The following is a 16,695-nucleotide window of genomic DNA, read 5'->3' on the forward strand; positions in this document are numbered from 1 at the left end:
TCGGCGGACGAATCGTTTTGGGGATGATTCGCCGCTAACGCGAAACACGCGACAGGCAGAATGGGGCAGCAGGAATGATTGGGCGCAGATCACAGCGCGAATCTGATGAGGATGTAGATGTCAGACCGAAAGGGTTTGACGACTACGAGGTACGCCTTGGTGACAAGATGCGCGGCGAACGCGCAACCATGGGCAAATCCCTGTTGGATGTTCAGCGCGAGCTGAGGATCAAAGCCAACTACATTGCTGCCATCGAAAACGCAGATCCTGATGCCTTTGACACGCCCGGCTTTATCGCCGGGTATGTGCGTTCTTACGCGCGTTATCTGGGGATGAACCCGGATGAAACCTTCTCGACTTTCTGCGCGGAAAGCGGTTTTTCGGTCGCGCATGGCATGTCGGCCGAGGCTTCGGTGGTGCGAAAGCCGACCGGCGCGCTTCCGGCGCGTGGGCCAATGGGGCGCGATCCCTTCATCTCGCCCAATACGCCGTATATTCCGGGCAAGGAATCTCTGGTCAGTCAGATTGAACCGCGCGCCATCGGATCGTCGCTGGTGCTTTTGGCGGTTATTGGTGGCATCGGCTATGGCGGGTGGGCGGTTCTGAACAAGATCCAGCAGGTACAGGTCAGCCCGGTTGAACAAGCGCCTGTGGTGCTTTCCGACCTTGATCCGCTGGATGCCGTGCGCGACGGCGTTGTCGATGATGCGGTTGCTGCGGCGAACACCGAGGCACTGGACCGCCTCTATCGTCCGCAGGCCTTGGATGTTCCGGTTCTGGTTGCCCGCGATGCGCCGATTTCGACCCTTGATCCACGCGATGTCGGAACCTTCCGCCCGCCAAGCCTGCCGCAGTTCGATGTCGCCGAAGTGCACACGGTTGAACGACCATCCTTGCCGCAGGTCGTGGAACAGATTGATACCATGCTGAAAATCGTTGCTGTCGATCCTTCTTGGATGCGGGTGACGGCGGCGGATGGCAGTGTTATTTTCGAAGGGACCCTTGGAACGGTCGAGCAAGGCAGTGTCTTTGAGGTTCCGCTAACGGAAGAACCACCGCTGTTGCGGGCAGGGGCGTCGGGATCGGTTTATTTCTCAATGAACGGCGAGCACTATGGCCCGGCAGGGGCACCCGGCACGGTTGCCAAAGGGGTGATCCTTTCGAAAGACGCGGTGTCTGAAGTTTATGCCGTTGCCGATCTTGAGGCGGAACAGAACAGCGCTCTCAAGCAATTGGTGGCTGAACTGCAAACCGAGGCGACAGAAGCGCCCGCCGAGTGATCTTGCCATTGCGGTAACCCCTTTGCCGGACTATCTACAGTCGCAACTCAGGCAGACGCGGATCCGTCCTTATGTCCCTTAATCACGTGCGCCCCTGGCGCGACATATATCGTCGTAAATCCCGTCAAATCATGGTCGGTAACGTTCCCGTCGGGGGGGATGCCCCGATCGCCGTTCAGACCATGACCAACACCCTGACCACCGATGTGGCGGCAACGGTGGCGCAAGTTCAGGCCGCAGCCGAGGCTGGCGCGGATATCGTGCGCGTTTCAGTCCCAGATGAGGCGTCGGCTAAGGCATTGAAAGAAATCGTGCGCGAAAGCCCGGTGCCTATCGTTGCGGACATCCATTTTCACTATCGCCGTGGAATCGAAGCGGCCGAGGCGGGCGCTGCCTGTCTGCGTATCAATCCCGGCAACATCGGCGATGAAAGTCGGGTGAAAGAAGTCATTCAGGCCGCGCACGACCACAATTGCTCGATCCGCATCGGCGTAAATGCAGGCAGCCTGGAAAAGCACCTGCTTGAGAAATATGGCGAACCGTGCCCCGAGGCGATGGTCGAAAGCGGGTTGGAACATATCCGGATTCTGCAAGACAACGACTTTCACGAGTTCAAGATCAGTGTGAAGGCCAGTGACGTATTCCTGTCCGCCGCCGCGTATCAGGGCATAGCCGAAGCCACAGATGCGCCCATCCATCTGGGTATCACCGAGGCGGGCGGACTGGTGTCCGGCACCATCAAATCCGCCATCGGGTTGGGCAACCTGCTGTGGATGGGGATCGGCGACACTATCCGCGTCAGCCTGTCTGCCGATCCGGTGGAAGAGGTGAAGGTCGGCTTTGAAATCCTCAAATCCCTTGGTCTGCGCCACCGTGGTGTCAACATCATCTCATGCCCGTCCTGCGCGCGGCAGGGGTTTGACGTTATCAAGACCGTCGAGGCGCTGGAACGTCGTCTGGAACACATCAAGACACCGATGAGCCTGTCAATCATCGGCTGCGTGGTCAACGGACCGGGCGAGGCGCTGATGACCGATGTCGGGTTTACCGGTGGCGGGGCAGGATCCGGGATGGTCTATCTGGCGGGCAAGGCCAGCCATAAGATGTCCAACGATCAGATGATCGACCACATCGTGGAGCAGGTCGAAAAGAAAGCCGCGGAACTGGACGCGGCTGCGGAAGCGGCGGAGTAGTGTGGGGTCGGCTGTGTCGGTAAGGCAGACATAGCGACCTTACTCATCCCTTGCCCTGATGCCTGAGCTGTTGCAAACTTGTTTCGTGACCGAACGATGCCTGTTTCGCCGCTGGTTCTGTCGGTAAACAGAACAGCGCGGACCCATGCTTTGGGAGGAGTGTGTCATGACATCCAAGACCGCAGGCCCTACGCCACCTGAGAACCTGACGCCACACCAGCAGGCCATGCCCAAGGTCAATCGGGTTACTTCGGATGATATAAAGGCGTCGCTAAAAGCTGGGTTCTCCGATTTTCTGGCGCGCCCCTTCATGAGCGGTTTCTTCGGGTTTTTCTATGCGGCTTTCGGCATCCTGATGGTCTGGAGCTTGGTCTGGCTTGGCAAGATCTGGATGATCATCCCAGCGATTGTCGGGTTTCCTCTGGTCGCGCCTTTCGCCGCTGCAGGACTTTATGAGATGTCCCGGCGGTTACAGAAGGGAGAGAAATTTGGCTGGTATGAAATCCTCACAGTCATGGCCGATCAACGCAAGCGCGAAATGGGCTGGATGGCCTTTGTTACGCTGTTCATTTTCTGGGTTTGGGTTTACCAGGTCCGGCTTTGGCTTGCGATCATCCTGCAGAATTCATCCTTTTCGGATTTTGACGGATTCTTGAACATCATCTTGTTCACTCCGCAGGGTTGGACTTTCCTTGCAATCGGCACCTGTGTCGGGGCATTTCTGTCGGCCGTCCTGTTTTCGGTCACTGTCGTCGCCATGCCCATGCTTCTGGACCGGGAAACAAATTTCGTTTCAGCCATGTTGACGTCTTTACGCGTCGTCTCGGAAAGCCCTGTGGTCATGCTCGGCTGGGCAGCGATCATCTCGGTGACAATGTTGTTGTCGATGGTTCCGGCGTTTATGGGCTTGATCTTTACCTTGCCGATCCTTGGCCATACCACGTGGCATCTCTATCAACGGGCCGTGGAACCGGTAGACGGCTGAGGTCAGCGATCAGTCCGCCTTTTTGTCTGGGGGCAGCTGTGCCGCCCCCAATACCTATCAACCCTGTTCTGCGCGAACGCCATCTGCAATCTGCTGCATCTGATCGGCAGGCAGATAGCCGCGCAGCAACTCGGTTCCCAACACGAATGAGGGCGTGCCCGAAATCTGCATCCGTTGCGCCAGGGCGCGGGTGCGGCTGATCTCATCCGTGACGCTGTCGCTGTCCATCGCGGCGATGATCGCGTCACTGTCCAGACCCAGCCCGTCAGAGATGCGGCGAAGAGTTACTTCTGAGGGTTCGCCGCTGAATTCCATCAGCGCATCGTGAACCTGTTTATAGGCGTTATTGCCCGCCACTTGCTTGGTTGCCACCGCAAAGCGAGAGGACAAAACAGATGCGTCGCCCAGAATTGGCAGTTCTTTGATCACAAAGCGGATATTGCCATCGCTGGCCAGCAGGTTTGCCACTTCGGGCACCGCGCGGCGGCAATAGCCGCAGCGGTAATCCATAAACTCGACCAGTGTGATATCGCCATCCGGGTTGCCCCCAACCCAGCTAAAGCCATCGTCGAACAGTTCGGCCGCATTGGCGGCAACCAGTTCCTTGTCTGCGGCCGCTTCGGCCACTGCGTTTCGCTGTTCGAGGATATTGATTGCCTCGATAATGACTTCGGGGTTTTCCAGCAGGTATTCGCGTACCTGAGCGCCAAACTCTGCCTTTTCGGCATCATTCATCGCGTTCAGGTCCAGCGCCTGCGCTGAGGTCGCCGCCATGGAAAGCCCCAGAAGGGCAGGTGCAGCATGTCTGAGGATCATTTCCGTTTCCTTTTATCTTTCTTGAGTCGTTCTGAGGCAATCAACACGTCTTGTGCCCTTTGCCAACCCGGAGAGCCTTCCGGCAATTGCGCCACGGCCCGTTTCGCGTGAATTCCGGCATCCTCCATCCGACCCTGCAGGGCATAGCGCTCTGCCGTCACGGTCGAAGCCATGCCGTTATTTCCGACCTGCGCGTAAGCCACACCCAGGTCCTGCATCAGGCGTGCATTACGAAAGTCGCGCGCACGCGCCTGTTCCAGTGCATTCAACGCCTGTTTTGTTTCCCCTTGCGCCAACAGTGCGCGCCCATAGCCCGCAAGGATCAACGCATTGTTAGGTGCCATTTCAACAGCGCTTGCGTAGGCTTTAACAGCCTCGCTTACCCTTCTGTTTTCCAACAGGATTTGCCCTTTCAGGTCGTAATAGAACGGGTCATCAGGACGCTCGGCAAGCGCCGAGTCTATCGCGGCACGAGCGCGGGACAGATCGCGATTCTGATGATAGGCCGAAGCCTCTCGCATCAGGCGGATGTCGCGGTAGGGTTCTTCGCCGGCGCGCCGCAAGGTCCAACTGGGCGACCGCAGAAAGGCCGACAGCTTGCCTTTAACCCGCGCAAACCAGTAATCCGCATTGGGGTTTGGAACGGCTCGGTCGCCAAACTCATCCAGGAAAGCCTCGGCGGCGCGCAGACGATCACGGCTTGTCGGGTGTGATCGCATATAGGGGTCCTGGTTGGCGACACTCAGCAGTTCCTGACCGGCGAACTTTCGGTGCAACTCCACCATCCCGCTGGGTGAGATTTCGGCCCATCGCAGGTAACTTGCGGCGCTGCGGTCGGCGGATGCCTCTTCCGCGCGGGTGTGACCCAGAAAACCGCGGATTGCCGCGCCTTGGGTGCCAGCAGCGATCCCGATGGCGGCCTCGCCCCCACCCGCCGCTGCAGCCAGCAGGGCCAAAGCCGTGCCGAGGCTGGCGTTGCGCTGCGCGGCTTTCAGGTTCTCAGCCCGTCGCGCCAGATGACCATTAGAGATATGGGCGGCCTCGTGGGCGATGACAGCCTGCAACATCTCAGGGCTTTCGACGGTCAGAATCAGCCCGTAGTTCACATAAATCGCGTTGTAGTCGATGACGAATGCGTTGAACGTGTTGTCGTTTACGACCAGAATCTGAACCCGGTTCGTGTTCAGCCCCGCAGCCCGCAACACCGGAAAGGCCAGTTCACGCAGGCCATGTTCGATATCAGGGTCGCGGATCAGGCTTTGTGCGTGCGATTGCGTCGCTGCCGCCAGCCAGACGACAACGGCAACCATCAGGGCCGGGATTGACGCCAACCGGGATACGCGCTCAAAAGCCATGACTGCAACATGGGAGATGGGCATGAGAAACTCAACCCGGTCCGGGGTCGATCCCTTCATCGTGATGGATGTGATGGAGGCGGCACGCAAGGCCGAAGAGGCGGGTCGCCACGTGATCCACATGGAAGTCGGCCAACCCGGAACCGGCGCGCCAAAGGGCGCGACCGAGGCTTTGGCCGCGGCGATGGAGCAAGGCCCGCTGGGCTATACGGTTGCCCTGGGTCTGCCCGCCCTGAGGCAGCGGATCGCCCGGCTTTACGGGGATTGGTACAATGTCGATCTGAACCCAGAGCGGGTGGTGATCACACCTGGCTCGTCCGGCGGATTCCTGCTGACCTTTACCGCATTGTTCGACAGCGGTGACCGTGTCGGTATCGGGGCGCCCGGCTATCCGTCCTATCGCCAGATCCTGAAGGCGCTGGGGCTGGTCCCGGTCGACCTGCCGACCGCGCCGGAAAACAGGTTGCAGCCCGTGGCGGCGGATATTCAGGGGATGGACCTGAAAGGGCTGATGGTGGCCTCGCCCGCAAATCCGACCGGTACGATGCTGGACCGTGCCGCCATGGGCAACCTGATCCAGGCGGCGCATGGGCAGGGCGCGTCGTTCATCAGTGATGAGATTTACCACGGGCTGGAATACGAAGCCAAGGCCGTGACGGCGCTGGAGCTGACTGATGAATGCTATGTGATCAACTCGTTCTCGAAATACTTTTCGATGACCGGATGGCGCGTAGGCTGGATGGTGGTGCCTGAGAATCAGGTGCGCGTGGTCGAACGGATTGCTCAGAACATGTTCATCTGCGCCCCTCATGGCAGCCAGGTCGCAGCGCTGGCTGCGATGGATTGCGACGACGAATTGCAAGCCAATCTGGATGTGTACCGCCGCAATCGCGCGCTGATGCTGGACGGGCTGCCCAAGGCCGGGTTTTCGAACATAGCGCCGCCCGACGGGGCGTTTTATGTTTATGCAGATGTATCCGACCTGACCGACGACAGCCGCACATTTGCGGCCGAGATTCTGGAACAGGCCGGTGTGGCCGTGACGCCAGGGCTGGATTTCGACCCGCAGCGCGGCCATACCACATTGCGTTTTTCCTATGCGCGCGCGACGGATGACATTCAGGAAGGGCTTGAGCGTTTGCGCCTTTTTATGACCCGGCGCGGCGCTGTCAGGGAAAGGGCCTGAACCGTTCACAAACCGCCGCTTGTGGTATAGGGTGCCCGACAATCGATCTCGGGAAAACTTGAGGCCATGAGCAGGATCTTCTTTAGCATTGCGCTGTTCTGGGCGTTGGCTGGTGGTGCCATTGCGCAGGATTTCAGCGCGTTGGCGCGTGTCCAGCCTGACCAGAGCCGTATTACGGATGTCGGGCGTACCGGTGTTCGGGTGGACATCGCCCTCAGTCAGGGCGTTCCCTACAGGATTTTCACCTTGCAGGATCCCTACCGTATGGTTCTGGACTTCAACGAAGTGGACTGGGCCGGGCTGACCCGCGAAGATTTTCTGCAATCTGATCGCATCAGCGCTGTGCAGTTCGGTGCGTATGTTCCGGGATGGTCACGACTGGTGCTGGAGTTGGGTGCTCCGATGGCAGTGGCGACGGCAGAATTGTCGGTGGCAGAGGATTCAGGTGCTGCATTGCTGTCGCTCGACCTCAAGGGGACGGATTTCGATGCCTTCAACGCCTCGGCAGGTGCGCCACGAAACCCGGGCTGGGACTTGCCGGAACCGGCGGATGTGCCTCAAGCCGTGGTGCGCGGTGCCGACCGACCCTTGCGTGTCATGCTGGATCCGGGCCACGGAGGCATTGACCCGGGGGCCGAGACTGACGCGATTGATGAAAAAACCCTGATGCTGACTTTCGCACGTGAGCTGCGCGAAATCCTTCTAAGATCAGGCGGGTACGAGGTGGTTCTGACGCGGGTCGACGATCAGTTCGTCTCGCTGGAGCGCCGAATTGCGCTGGCGCACCGGGCCGGTGCGGACCTGTTCATCTCGCTTCATGCCGATTCCCTGTCCGAGGGGCGGGCGCATGGCGCGGTGGTTTATACCCTGTCTAACGATGCCTCGGATGTGGCCAGTGCGAAGCTGGCGGAACGGCACGACCGCGGGGATTTGATTTCCGGTATCGATCTGAACGGGGCGGATGATCAGGTCACCGATGTTCTGCTGGACATGGCCCGTCAGGAAACGATGCCACGCACAAGCGCGCTGGCCAAGGCCATCGCAAACGGCCTGGCACAACAAGGCGGGCCGATGAACGGCAAACCCTTGCGTACCGCATCTTTTTCAGTACTCAAGGCGGCGGACATCCCGTCGGTTCTGGTCGAGCTTGGATTTCTGTCCAGTCCCAGAGACCTGAAGAACCTCAAAGATCCTGATTGGCGTGCAAGAATGGCGCTGGGAATTCATCGGGGGCTTGAGGATTGGCGCCAGCAGGATGTGATCCGCAAATCCCTTATTGGTCAGTGACCTTGCGGCGTAAAACGGCTAGAATACGCTCGGTGTTTTGACCCTTGGGCGGCGCATCACTATATATGCAGCACCGCGAAAAAAAGGCAGTAACGTGATCCGGTTCATTCTTTCGATTTTCGGGGCGATTTTCAGCCTCGTGACATTGGGTATTTTCATGGCCGCGCTGGTGATCGGCGCAGTGTTCTGGATGTATGGGCGCGACCTGCCCAGCCACGAGTCACTGGCACAGTACAAACCACCCACGATCAGCCGGATCTATTCGGGTGAAGGCAAGCTGATTGATGAATTCGCGCAGGAACGCCGCCTGTTTACGCCATCCGAGGAAATCCCGGATCTGGTGAAGCAGGCGTTTATTTCGGCGGAAGACAAGAATTTCTACAACCATCAGGGCTATGACCCGCGCGGCATCATTGCCGCCGGGGTCGAGGCAGTGCGGACCAAGGGCGAAACCGTACGCGGTGCGTCGACCATCACGCAGCAGGTCATGAAGAACTTTCTGCTGTCCGGTGACCGCCGGGCCGAGCGTAAGATCAAGGAAATCATTCTTGCGACCCGGCTTGAGGATACATTGGACAAGGAACAGATCCTCGAACTTTATATGAACGAGATCTTTCTGGGCCAGAACTCGTACGGTGTGACTGCCGCCGCGCAGACCTATTTCAACAAGACCCTGCAGGAACTGGCCCCGCATGAGGCCGCCATGCTGGCTGCCATGCCCAAAGCGCCGTCAGATTACCACCCCGTTTGGGAAAAAGAACGCCTTCTGGCCCGGCGCAACTACGTGTTACGCGAGATGCGGCAGAACGGTTACATTGATCAGGCGACTTATGAGGCCGAGGTCGAGCTGCCTCTGCGCTCGGTCCAGAACGGAGATTTTGAAAGCTTCCGTACGGCCCTGCCACCTCGCGATTATTTCACCGACGAAATCCGCCGCCAGCTGAGCGAAGATTTTGGTGAGGGCGAGTTCTTTACCGGGGGCTTCACCGTGCGTGCATCGGTGGACGAGGAAATGCAGGTTGAGGCCGCACGGGCCTTGCGCGAGGCGCTCGAGAAATACGACCGGTCCCGTGGCAAATGGCGCGGAACAGGTGACGTGATCCCGGAAGAAAAACTGGCGGATGAGGCGCAATGGCGCGAGGCGCTGGCGACCATGGAAATTCCGCGCGACGTCATTCTGCCAACCCGTTGGTATCCCGCCGTGGTTCTGGGCGTGACCGACCAGCAACTGACTGTTGGTGTAGAAGAAGGTCCTGCCGATGGGATTATCCCGCGCGCGGACATCAAATGGATGCAGGGTGATTTTGCGGCCAACTTCAAGCGCGGTGACGTCATTTTTGTTGTTGCGGGTGAAGATGGGCAATGGTCGGCCCGCCAGGTGCCCGAGGTACAAGGCGGCTTTGTCGCGATGGATGTGAACTCGGGTCGTGTTTTGGCGATGCAGGGCGGGTTCTCGTATCAGGATACCGTGTTCAACCGGGCCACACAGGCACAACGCCAGCCGGGATCGTCGTTCAAGCCGTTTGTCTATGCTGCCGCGCTGGACAGCGGATACAGCCCGGCGACTATCGTTGTCGATGCGCCAATCGAAGTGAACACGCCGCAGGGGTTGTGGCGCCCCAAGAACTCCTCCAACAAGTTCTACGGCCCTACACCTTTGCGCACAGGGATCGAACAGTCGCGGAACCTGATGACCATCCGTCTGGCGCAGGAAGTTACAATGCCCGTTGTTGCCGGCTATGCGGAACGGTTCGGTGTCTATGACCGGATGGGCGCGTTTTTGGCCAACTCGCTGGGGGCCGAGGAAACCACGCTTTACAAGATGGTCGCGGCCTATGCGATGTTCGCCAATGGCGGCCAACGTGTGGAACCGACTCTGGTCGACCGCATTCAGGACCGGTTCGGAAAAACCATCTATCGCCACGATGACCGTCAGTGTCTGGACTGTAACTCGACCTGGCTGGAACCAGATGAATCGCCGACCCTTGTCACGGATCGCGCGCAGGTCATGGATGCGATCACCGCCTATCAGCTGACATCGATGATGAAGGGCGTGGTGGATCGCGGGACAGCATCCGGCGTAGTGAATCTGCCGGTGCCAACAGCAGGCAAAACCGGAACCACCAACGACTCCAAGGATGCGTGGTTCATCGGCTTTACGTCGAACATCGTGGCGGGTTGCTACATCGGCTATGATCGACCGCGTCCGATGGGACGTGGGGCCTATGGTGGCACGTTGTGCGGCCCAGTTTTCCAGAGCTTCATGGAAAAAGCGGTCGAGAAATACGGCGGTGGTCCGTTTGAAGTGCCCGAAGGCGGCCATTTCATCAAGATCGACCGTTTCAGCGGGGCCCGCCTGCCAGATGATGCCACCGGTGATTATGTCGTGGCCGAATTCTTCCGCGACGGTGTCGATGGATTCATCGACCGTGTCTATGATGGTGGTTTTGCCATCGGATCGGATCTGCCATTGTTTGAAGAAGTGCAGCGCGCGGGGGTTCAGGTTCAGACGTCAACGGGCGAGACCGTGACCGTTGGACCGAAAGCTTCCCAAGGGGACCTGAGCACCGGCGGGCTTTACTGACCGGCCGCTTTCAGAAACAGGTTTAGTAGATCAGCTTCTGCGTCACCGCAGATCGGGCCGTCAGATCGCCAGTAGATGGACAATGCGCATTTCGCGGCAGCCCATTGAGCCAGCCGTATTCGTGGTACACTCATTGCTTTGGAATACTCCGACAGACAGGTTTCGATTTGCAGGGGCTGGCGCACAAGATCCGGCATTCCCTTAGGGTGTCGCAACGCGTTGGCCAGTTCAAAAGCGGGATCGCCTAGATAACCTTTTGCATCGATGATCCGGGGTCCTGATGGTGTCATAATGACATTGTCTGGGTGAAAGTCCCCGTGAAGAGGTACGGGTAATGGTTGGCTGTCTAACAGGTCTTCACTTAGTGCAATCGCTGACTTCACCGCGTTACGCAGTTGGGCAGGGCACTCGGCCGCAAAGGTGCATTCAGCCAAAGGGGCGAACACCTTTTGCAAGGGTTTCATGCCAGTGGCGCTGACCGGGCCCCCTGCGTGCAAACGTGCTGCTGTTTCTGCAAGTGTCTTGACGGCGTCTTCGGGCCTGCCCGCGCGGGCGATATCCCCCAGAGATGGTCCATCCAACCACTCCATCAGCACGGCGCTCCGTGCCTCTTCCAAAATCCGAACAGCGCCCCTGTCGCGCCACCCGACCAACAAGCTGGTGCCCGGTTTTTCGTTCCCGCGATCTTGCCTGCGATAAAGCTTCAAGGCAGCCGGGCCGCAATTGGATTGTACTTTCCACACTCTTGCATTGCCGGTGTCCGCAACCAGTTCAGGCAAGTGCAAATCCCATCTGCCCAGAAACTCTTCGACTGTGTTTTGCATTCAGGTCAAGCCTGTCTTGTGGTGTCTCGCACCTCTTGCTATCACGCAGGCCTGATTGAGCAAGTTGGGACAAGACCATGCGCGCCGAAACCCAGAACATCGTGGCGGATATCAAAAAGTCGCTGGAGCTGCTGGCGCAGCGTATGGACTATGAAACCGCGCCGCATCGCCTTGAGGAATTCAACGCGCGCGTCGAAGACCCCAACCTTTGGGATAACCCTGAAAACGCGCAGAAACTGATGCGCGAGCGGCAGATGCTGGTCGATGCAATCGAGACGTATGAATCCATCAAGACCGATCTCAGCGACAATATCGAACTGATTGAGTTGGGCGAGATGGAGGAAGACCAAGAAGTCGTTCAGGATGCCGAAGCGGCGATCAAGACGCTGAAAGCCAGAGCCGCCAAAAAAGAGCTTGAGGCGCTGCTGGACGGTGAGGCTGACAGCAATGATACTTTCCTCGAAATCAACTCGGGCGCGGGGGGAACCGAAAGCTGCGACTGGGCGTCGATGCTGGCGCGCATGTATGTGCGCTGGGCCGAGAAAAAGGGTTACACGGTCGAGCTGCAATCCGAGACACCGGGCGAAGAAGCTGGGATCAAATCCGCAGCCTACAAGATTTCTGGTCACAACGCCTATGGCTGGCTGAAATCGGAAAGCGGCGTGCATCGGCTGGTGCGGATTTCGCCCTATGACTCGGCGGCCAAGCGCCACACGTCGTTCAGCTCGGTCTGGGTCTATCCGGTGGTCGACGACAATATCGAGATCGAGGTGAACCCGGCCGATATCCGCATCGACACCTACCGGTCTTCGGGGGCTGGTGGCCAGCACGTGAACACCACCGACTCGGCCGTCCGGATTACACACATCCCGACCGGGATTGTTGTGACCAGCTCGGAAAAGTCGCAGCACCAGAACCGCGATATTGCCATGAAGGCCCTGAAGTCGCGTCTGTACCAGCAGGAACTGGATCGCCGCAACGCGGATATCAACGCCGCGCACGAGGCCAAGGGCGACGCAGGCTGGGGCAACCAGATCCGGTCTTACGTGTTGCAGCCCTATCAGATGGTAAAGGACCTGCGAACCAATCACGAAACCTCGGATACCAAAGGCGTTCTGGACGGCGATCTGGACGGATTCATGGCGGCAACCTTGGCCCTGAACGTGGCAGGCAAAAGCCGATCCGAGGCGCAGGGCGACAGCTAAGGTGACACGCCAGCGTTCCCATCTGGACCTGCTGAAAGGGCACTGGCAGCTTATCCTGATCACCGGTCTGGTCTTTGCGCTCTGGAATACGCCGGTTGTTGTTCCGCTTAAAATTCTGGTCGTTTTTCTGCATGAGCTGTCTCATGCCGGGACAATCCTACTGACTGGCGGCTCGGTCGAGAGTTTCACGATTTCACCCCAGCAAGGCGGAATGGTGATCGGCCGGGGCGGCAGCAGATTTCTCAGCCTGTCCGCCGGGTATCTCGGCTCGCTTGTGTTTGGCATTGCGCTTTTGATCATCGCCTTGCGGACAAATGCTGACCGAGCTGTTCTGGCTGTTTTCGGCGCAATCATGTGTCTGATCGCACTGCTGTACATACGCGATGCTTTCGCCCTGCTGTTTTGCGCAGGGGGCGGGACGGCAATGATTGCGACAGCATGGTTTATGAGCCACGAGGTCAGTGATCTGGTGCTGCGCGTCATCGGGCTGACCAGCATGATCTACGTGCCGTTTGATATCTTTGATGACACCATCCGACGATCCGGTGCGCGCTCGGACGCGTTCCTGCTGGCCGAGGAATTCGGCGGCACCGCGATGCTGTGGGGTGGCGTCTGGCTGGTGTTGAGCAGCGCCGCCATTGCGCTTTGTCTACGGTATTGGTTGGGCCGGGACAGCAACCTGCCATTGCACGGCAAAGCGTTGTGATGCCGTTGTATGTTAAGCAAGAAAAGATACATCCAAACAGTGGGTTTAAATGAGGTGAGCCGCTCGCTAGGCTGTTGAAGAACAACAACAGACTGGCGTGTTATGGACCTGACCCGGATATCTGCAACAGAGCTTCTGAACCAACTGGCTACCCGGCAGGTTTCGGCCATGGAAGTCATGCAGGCCACGCTGGATCGCATTGCCAAGGTCAACGGTGGGGTGAACGCCATAGTGGCGCTGCGGGACAAGGGCGAGCTGATGGCCGAAGCACAGGCCCGCGACAGCGGCCCCGTCGCTGGCCCGCTGCACGGCTTGCCAATTGCCGTCAAGGATTTGGTCAATGTAGCAGGTATTGTCTCTTCGCATGGATCGCCTGTTTTCAGGGATGTCGTCCCTGACAGGGATGATCTGATTGCCGCTAGGATGCGGGCCGCAGGCGCCATCCTGATCGGCAAGACCAACACGCCGGAGTTCGGGCTGGGCTCGCACACGTTCAACCCGGTCTATGGTGCGACGCGCAACCCGTATGATGCCAGTTTCACCTGCGGTGGCTCATCCGGTGGAGCAGCAGTGGCTTTGGCGACGGGTATGGTGGCATTGGCCGACGGGTCCGACATGATGGGCAGCCTGCGCAACCCGGCGGCGTGGAACAACATCTATGGCTTTCGCCCAAGCTGGGGCAGGGTGCCGTCTGATCCTGTGGGTGACAGTTTCCTGCATCAACTGTCCACGCTGGGGCCGATGGCGCGAAGCCCCGAGGATCTGGGTCTCCTGCTCGATGTGATCTCGGGGCCTGATCCACGCCTGCCGCTGGCCAGAGATTGTACGCCGGTGTCGCCGGTGGTCGCAGCAGATCTGAGCGGGCTGCGCATTGGCTGGCTGGGTGATTGGGGCGGGGCCTTTCCAACAGAGGCCGGAATTCTTGAGCTGTGCCGGGATGCGTTGAAGGTGTTCGAAATGCTCGGCGCGCGTGTTGAACATGTCGCCCCGCCTTTTGATGCCGAACGGTTATGGACCAGCTGGACTACCCTGCGATCCTGGAGTGTTGCTGCGGGGCTGGAACCCTTGGCTGAACGACGGGACCATCTGAAGGACACAGCCCAGTGGGAGCTGGATCGGGGTCTGACGATGAGTGCCATGGATGTGCATCACGCCAGTGTTATCCGGTCAGACTGGTTCCGGCGCGCGGCTGAACTGTTCGAGCAGTTTGATGCCCTTGTCCTGCCATCCGCACAGGTTTGGCCGTTTGGGATTGAAACACCATACCCCACCCGGATCGCGGACTGCGCAATGGATACGTATCATCGCTGGATGCATGTCACGGTACCGGTCAGCCTGATTGGCTTGCCTTGTCTGGCCGCGCCCGCCGGATTTGGTGTGCAGGGCCTGCCCATGGGCTTTCAACTGTTTGGACCAAAAGGGTCGGATCAGAAATTACTGTCGGTCGGGGCGGCCTATCACGCCGAAACCGACTGGCCCAACAAGAGGCCGGCGATGTCATAACGCCGATCAGGGAGGAGACTTAATGGAAAAGCCATTTGGCGTTCCGGACATGCGTCCGGTAGATACTGCCATGCTACGCGCCGCGTTGGGGCGCGCCTGGGCCGACTTTCGGCGTGCGCCGCAGTTCGGGTTGATCTTTGCCGGGTTCTACGTGCTTGCGGGATGGGCGATGGCATGGGTCACCATCCAGACCGGTACAACCTTCTGGCTGGTTCTGGCAGCCATTGGCTTTCCGTTGATCGGCCCGTTTGCCGCTGTTGGCCTTTACGAGGTGTCGCACCGGCTGGAACAGGGTGAACCGCTGGATCTTGGCGCAATCTTTGGTGTCGTGCTGCAACAAAGCCGTAGGCAATTGCCGTCGATCTGCGCCATCATCGTCGTGGTGTTTCTGTTCTGGTTTTTTCTGGGGCACATGATCTTTGCCCTGTTCCTTGGGCTGGCCACGATGACAAACGTGTCATCCTCGCTTGAGGTCTTTCTGACGGCGAATGGCCTGACAATGCTGGCTGTGGGCACGGTGGTCGGGGCGGTTTTCGCAACCGTTCTGTATATGATCACCGTTTTGTCGATCCCACTGCTGCTGGATCGCGAGTTGGATTTTGTCACGGCAATGATTGCAAGCTTTACCTATGTGTCCGGGAACTTTCCGGTGATGCTGGCATGGGGGGTGATCATCGCTGTTTTGACGTTTCTGGCCATGGTGCCCTGGTTTCTGGGCCTTCTGGTGGTCCTGCCACTGTTGGGCCACGCCAGTTGGCACCTGTATAGGCAAATCACCCAAGTCGAAGGCGAGGACGCATCGTCCTGAGAAAACCGGTCAGGGATACTGTGCCGGATTGTTGGTCGACAACCGTGCAGCGGCGAAAATCGCCGTTGCATCGTGCCCGAGATATTTCAGAACCACGGGTTCCGGTGTCGAAGGGTTGGCCGGGCTTATGACCGTGCCGCGCCACTGAACTGCTGTTCCCGTCGGATCGGGTGCAATCATATAAACACGACTGTTCTGACCCGCTCGCTGAGAGGTCAGCATATAGACGGAACTGCCGGTGCAGGCGACGATCCCCTGTATTTCGCGCGCCTGTGGTGTTGCTTCGGGCATCGCGGCGCGCGACACATATCCGCGTATCAACGTGCATTGGGCCAGTGGTCGGGCGTGCAGCAAGGTCATACGGTGCGAGGCCGAGACGCTTTCGATCACGGCATAAAACCCCGGAGAAAACGCAGTTCTGGCGATCATGTCCACACCTGATCCCAGGAATTCGGTCAAGGCCGCTGCTGCGGGGTGGTCCTCGATCTTTTCAATTTCGTCCAGCGGCTTCAGGAGAATGCGCGCATCCACGTCGAAAAATCGGCAGATGCGATCCAGAACATCCGGCCGTGGAACACTTTCGCCTGAAAGATACCTGTTGAATTGCGTCCGATTCACGCCAAGCTTGCGGCACAGTGCCGAGACTGACCGATACCTTCGTGCCAGTTGCCGCAGGTTCGCACCAAACATCGCGCGAAGTTCAGCCGGGCTGCGAATGTCGTCGATCATGGATGCCCACGCCTTGCTGAGTTTCCCGAAAAACCATCGCAACACCGGGCCAAACCCTGGCGCGCATTCAAAAATCGTACAGATTGACCCCAAGCAACGTATCCCCACGTCGCGTTGCGGCATCGAGGCTAATGCCATTAAGCGCAATGGCAATAGGCTTTATGTGAAAATACCTGATCCTTATTCGGAAAAGCCGGCCCTATGGCAAATTTAGCGCATAGAAGGGCGCGTGGG

The 16,695-nt window shown here is 58.7% G+C and carries 15 protein-coding genes; 11 read left to right on the plus strand and 4 right to left on the minus strand.

All coding sequences use genetic code 11. The annotated features are described in order from the left end of the window. The first annotated feature begins 74 nt into the window (after positions 1 to 74). From ACR0JI_RS01190 to ACR0JI_RS01200, 3 genes are all read left to right on the plus strand, one after another. Positions 75 to 1,280, plus strand: a complete 1,206-nt coding sequence (locus ACR0JI_RS01190; RefSeq protein ID WP_480492999.1) for a helix-turn-helix domain-containing protein — start codon at positions 75 to 77, stop codon at positions 1,278 to 1,280. 71 nt (positions 1,281 to 1,351) lie between these two features. Continuing rightward, positions 1,352 to 2,473, plus strand: coding sequence for a flavodoxin-dependent (E)-4-hydroxy-3-methylbut-2-enyl-diphosphate synthase (gene ispG / locus ACR0JI_RS01195; RefSeq protein ID WP_480493000.1), 1,122 nt, complete (start codon positions 1,352 to 1,354; stop codon positions 2,471 to 2,473). Positions 2,474 to 2,639: 166 nt separating this feature from the next. Then, positions 2,640 to 3,458 carry a DUF2189 domain-containing protein gene (locus ACR0JI_RS01200; protein ID WP_480473337.1) on the plus strand — a complete coding sequence of 273 codons (819 nt, stop codon included), beginning with the start codon at positions 2,640 to 2,642 and terminating at the stop codon, positions 3,456 to 3,458. Between the two features lie 57 nt (positions 3,459 to 3,515). On the opposite strand, the gene ACR0JI_RS01205 is transcribed toward ACR0JI_RS01200, so the two are convergent. Continuing rightward, entirely contained in the window at positions 3,516 to 4,274 is a 759-nt protein-coding gene (locus ACR0JI_RS01205; RefSeq protein WP_480493001.1) for a DsbA family protein, read from the minus strand. Beyond that, positions 4,271 to 5,653, minus strand: a complete 1,383-nt coding sequence (locus ACR0JI_RS01210; RefSeq protein WP_480473333.1) for a M48 family metalloprotease — start codon at positions 5,651 to 5,653, stop codon at positions 4,271 to 4,273. Before ACR0JI_RS01210 ends, ACR0JI_RS01205 begins: the two co-directional genes overlap by 4 nt. On the opposite strand from ACR0JI_RS01210, the gene ACR0JI_RS01215 reads away from it, so the two are divergent. The 3 genes from ACR0JI_RS01215 (at position 5,652) to ACR0JI_RS01225 (ending at position 10,686) form a co-directional block, all read left to right on the plus strand. Further along, positions 5,652 to 6,815: a pyridoxal phosphate-dependent aminotransferase gene (locus tag ACR0JI_RS01215; protein ID WP_480473331.1), complete on the plus strand. Its 1,164-nt coding sequence runs from the start codon at positions 5,652 to 5,654 to the stop codon at positions 6,813 to 6,815. The two genes, ACR0JI_RS01210 and ACR0JI_RS01215, sit on opposite strands and share 2 nt — an antisense overlap. A gap of 66 nt (positions 6,816 to 6,881) precedes the next feature. Next, the gene (locus tag ACR0JI_RS01220) at positions 6,882 to 8,102 is read left to right on the plus strand and encodes an N-acetylmuramoyl-L-alanine amidase (protein WP_480473329.1); all 1,221 of its coding nucleotides are present in this window, start codon (positions 6,882 to 6,884) and stop codon (positions 8,100 to 8,102) included. Between the two features lie 94 nt (positions 8,103 to 8,196). Then, positions 8,197 to 10,686 carry a penicillin-binding protein 1A gene (locus tag ACR0JI_RS01225; protein WP_480493002.1) on the plus strand — a complete coding sequence of 830 codons (2,490 nt, stop codon included), beginning with the start codon at positions 8,197 to 8,199 and terminating at the stop codon, positions 10,684 to 10,686. Here ACR0JI_RS01225 and ACR0JI_RS01230 read toward each other — a convergent pair. Continuing rightward, positions 10,680 to 11,510: an aminoglycoside phosphotransferase family protein gene (locus ACR0JI_RS01230; RefSeq protein ID WP_480473325.1), complete on the minus strand. Its 831-nt coding sequence runs from the start codon at positions 11,508 to 11,510 to the stop codon at positions 10,680 to 10,682. The two genes, ACR0JI_RS01225 and ACR0JI_RS01230, sit on opposite strands and share 7 nt — an antisense overlap. A gap of 77 nt (positions 11,511 to 11,587) precedes the next feature. On the opposite strand from ACR0JI_RS01230, the gene prfB reads away from it, so the two are divergent. The 4 genes from prfB to ACR0JI_RS01250 all read left to right on the plus strand — a co-directional run bounded on the left by prfB (position 11,588) and on the right by ACR0JI_RS01250 (position 15,732). After that, positions 11,588 to 12,715 (plus strand): peptide chain release factor 2, encoded by a 1,128-nt coding sequence (gene prfB / locus ACR0JI_RS01235; RefSeq protein ID WP_480473323.1) that lies wholly within the window; start codon positions 11,588 to 11,590, stop codon positions 12,713 to 12,715. 1 nt (position 12,716) lies between these two features. Then, positions 12,717 to 13,421, plus strand: coding sequence for a M50 family metallopeptidase (locus ACR0JI_RS01240; protein ID WP_480493003.1), 705 nt, complete (start codon positions 12,717 to 12,719; stop codon positions 13,419 to 13,421). 102 nt (positions 13,422 to 13,523) lie between these two features. After that, a complete protein-coding gene (locus tag ACR0JI_RS01245; protein WP_480473319.1) occupies positions 13,524 to 14,924 on the plus strand; it encodes an amidase in 1,401 nt (466 codons plus the stop codon). 22 nt (positions 14,925 to 14,946) lie between these two features. Then, complete coding sequence (locus ACR0JI_RS01250; protein WP_480473317.1) at positions 14,947 to 15,732, plus strand: DUF2189 domain-containing protein; 786 nt, start codon at positions 14,947 to 14,949, stop codon at positions 15,730 to 15,732. 9 nt (positions 15,733 to 15,741) lie between these two features. Here the strand turns inward: ACR0JI_RS01250 and ACR0JI_RS01255 are convergent, their stop codons facing one another. Further along, entirely contained in the window at positions 15,742 to 16,461 is a 720-nt protein-coding gene (locus tag ACR0JI_RS01255) for a helix-turn-helix domain-containing protein (RefSeq protein WP_480473315.1), read from the minus strand. Here ACR0JI_RS01255 and ACR0JI_RS01260 point away from each other — a divergent pair. Further along, positions 16,460 to 16,675 carry a hypothetical protein gene (locus ACR0JI_RS01260; protein ID WP_480473313.1) on the plus strand — a complete coding sequence of 72 codons (216 nt, stop codon included), beginning with the start codon at positions 16,460 to 16,462 and terminating at the stop codon, positions 16,673 to 16,675. The genes ACR0JI_RS01255 and ACR0JI_RS01260 overlap by 2 nt on opposite strands. Positions 16,676 to 16,695 lie beyond the last annotated feature (20 nt).

The sequence above is a fragment of the Ruegeria sp. N10 genome (assembly GCF_056531545.1).

What these genes read in the sequence shown, in the direction of transcription:
- ACR0JI_RS01190 (WP_480492999.1), top strand. Translation starts at nt 75, where the DNA reads ATGATTGGGCGCAGATCACAGCGCGAATCTGATGAGGATGTAGATGTC.
- ispG (WP_480493000.1), top strand. Translation starts at nt 1,352, where the DNA reads ATGTCCCTTAATCACGTGCGCCCCTGGCGCGACATATATCGTCGTAAA.
- ACR0JI_RS01200 (WP_480473337.1), top strand. Translation starts at nt 2,640, where the DNA reads ATGACATCCAAGACCGCAGGCCCTACGCCACCTGAGAACCTGACGCCA.
- ACR0JI_RS01205 (WP_480493001.1), bottom strand. Translation starts at nt 4,274, where the DNA reads ATGATCCTCAGACATGCTGCACCTGCCCTTCTGGGGCTTTCCATGGCG.
- ACR0JI_RS01215 (WP_480473331.1), top strand. Translation starts at nt 5,652, where the DNA reads ATGAGAAACTCAACCCGGTCCGGGGTCGATCCCTTCATCGTGATGGAT.
- ACR0JI_RS01210 (WP_480473333.1), bottom strand. Translation starts at nt 5,653, where the DNA reads ATGCCCATCTCCCATGTTGCAGTCATGGCTTTTGAGCGCGTATCCCGG.
- ACR0JI_RS01220 (WP_480473329.1), top strand. Translation starts at nt 6,882, where the DNA reads ATGAGCAGGATCTTCTTTAGCATTGCGCTGTTCTGGGCGTTGGCTGGT.
- ACR0JI_RS01230 (WP_480473325.1), bottom strand. Translation starts at nt 11,510, where the DNA reads ATGCAAAACACAGTCGAAGAGTTTCTGGGCAGATGGGATTTGCACTTG.
- prfB (WP_480473323.1), top strand. Translation starts at nt 11,588, where the DNA reads ATGCGCGCCGAAACCCAGAACATCGTGGCGGATATCAAAAAGTCGCTG.
- ACR0JI_RS01245 (WP_480473319.1), top strand. Translation starts at nt 13,524, where the DNA reads ATGGACCTGACCCGGATATCTGCAACAGAGCTTCTGAACCAACTGGCT.
- ACR0JI_RS01250 (WP_480473317.1), top strand. Translation starts at nt 14,947, where the DNA reads ATGGAAAAGCCATTTGGCGTTCCGGACATGCGTCCGGTAGATACTGCC.
- ACR0JI_RS01260 (WP_480473313.1), top strand. Translation starts at nt 16,460, where the DNA reads ATGGATGCCCACGCCTTGCTGAGTTTCCCGAAAAACCATCGCAACACC.
- ACR0JI_RS01255 (WP_480473315.1), bottom strand. Translation starts at nt 16,461, where the DNA reads ATGATCGACGACATTCGCAGCCCGGCTGAACTTCGCGCGATGTTTGGT.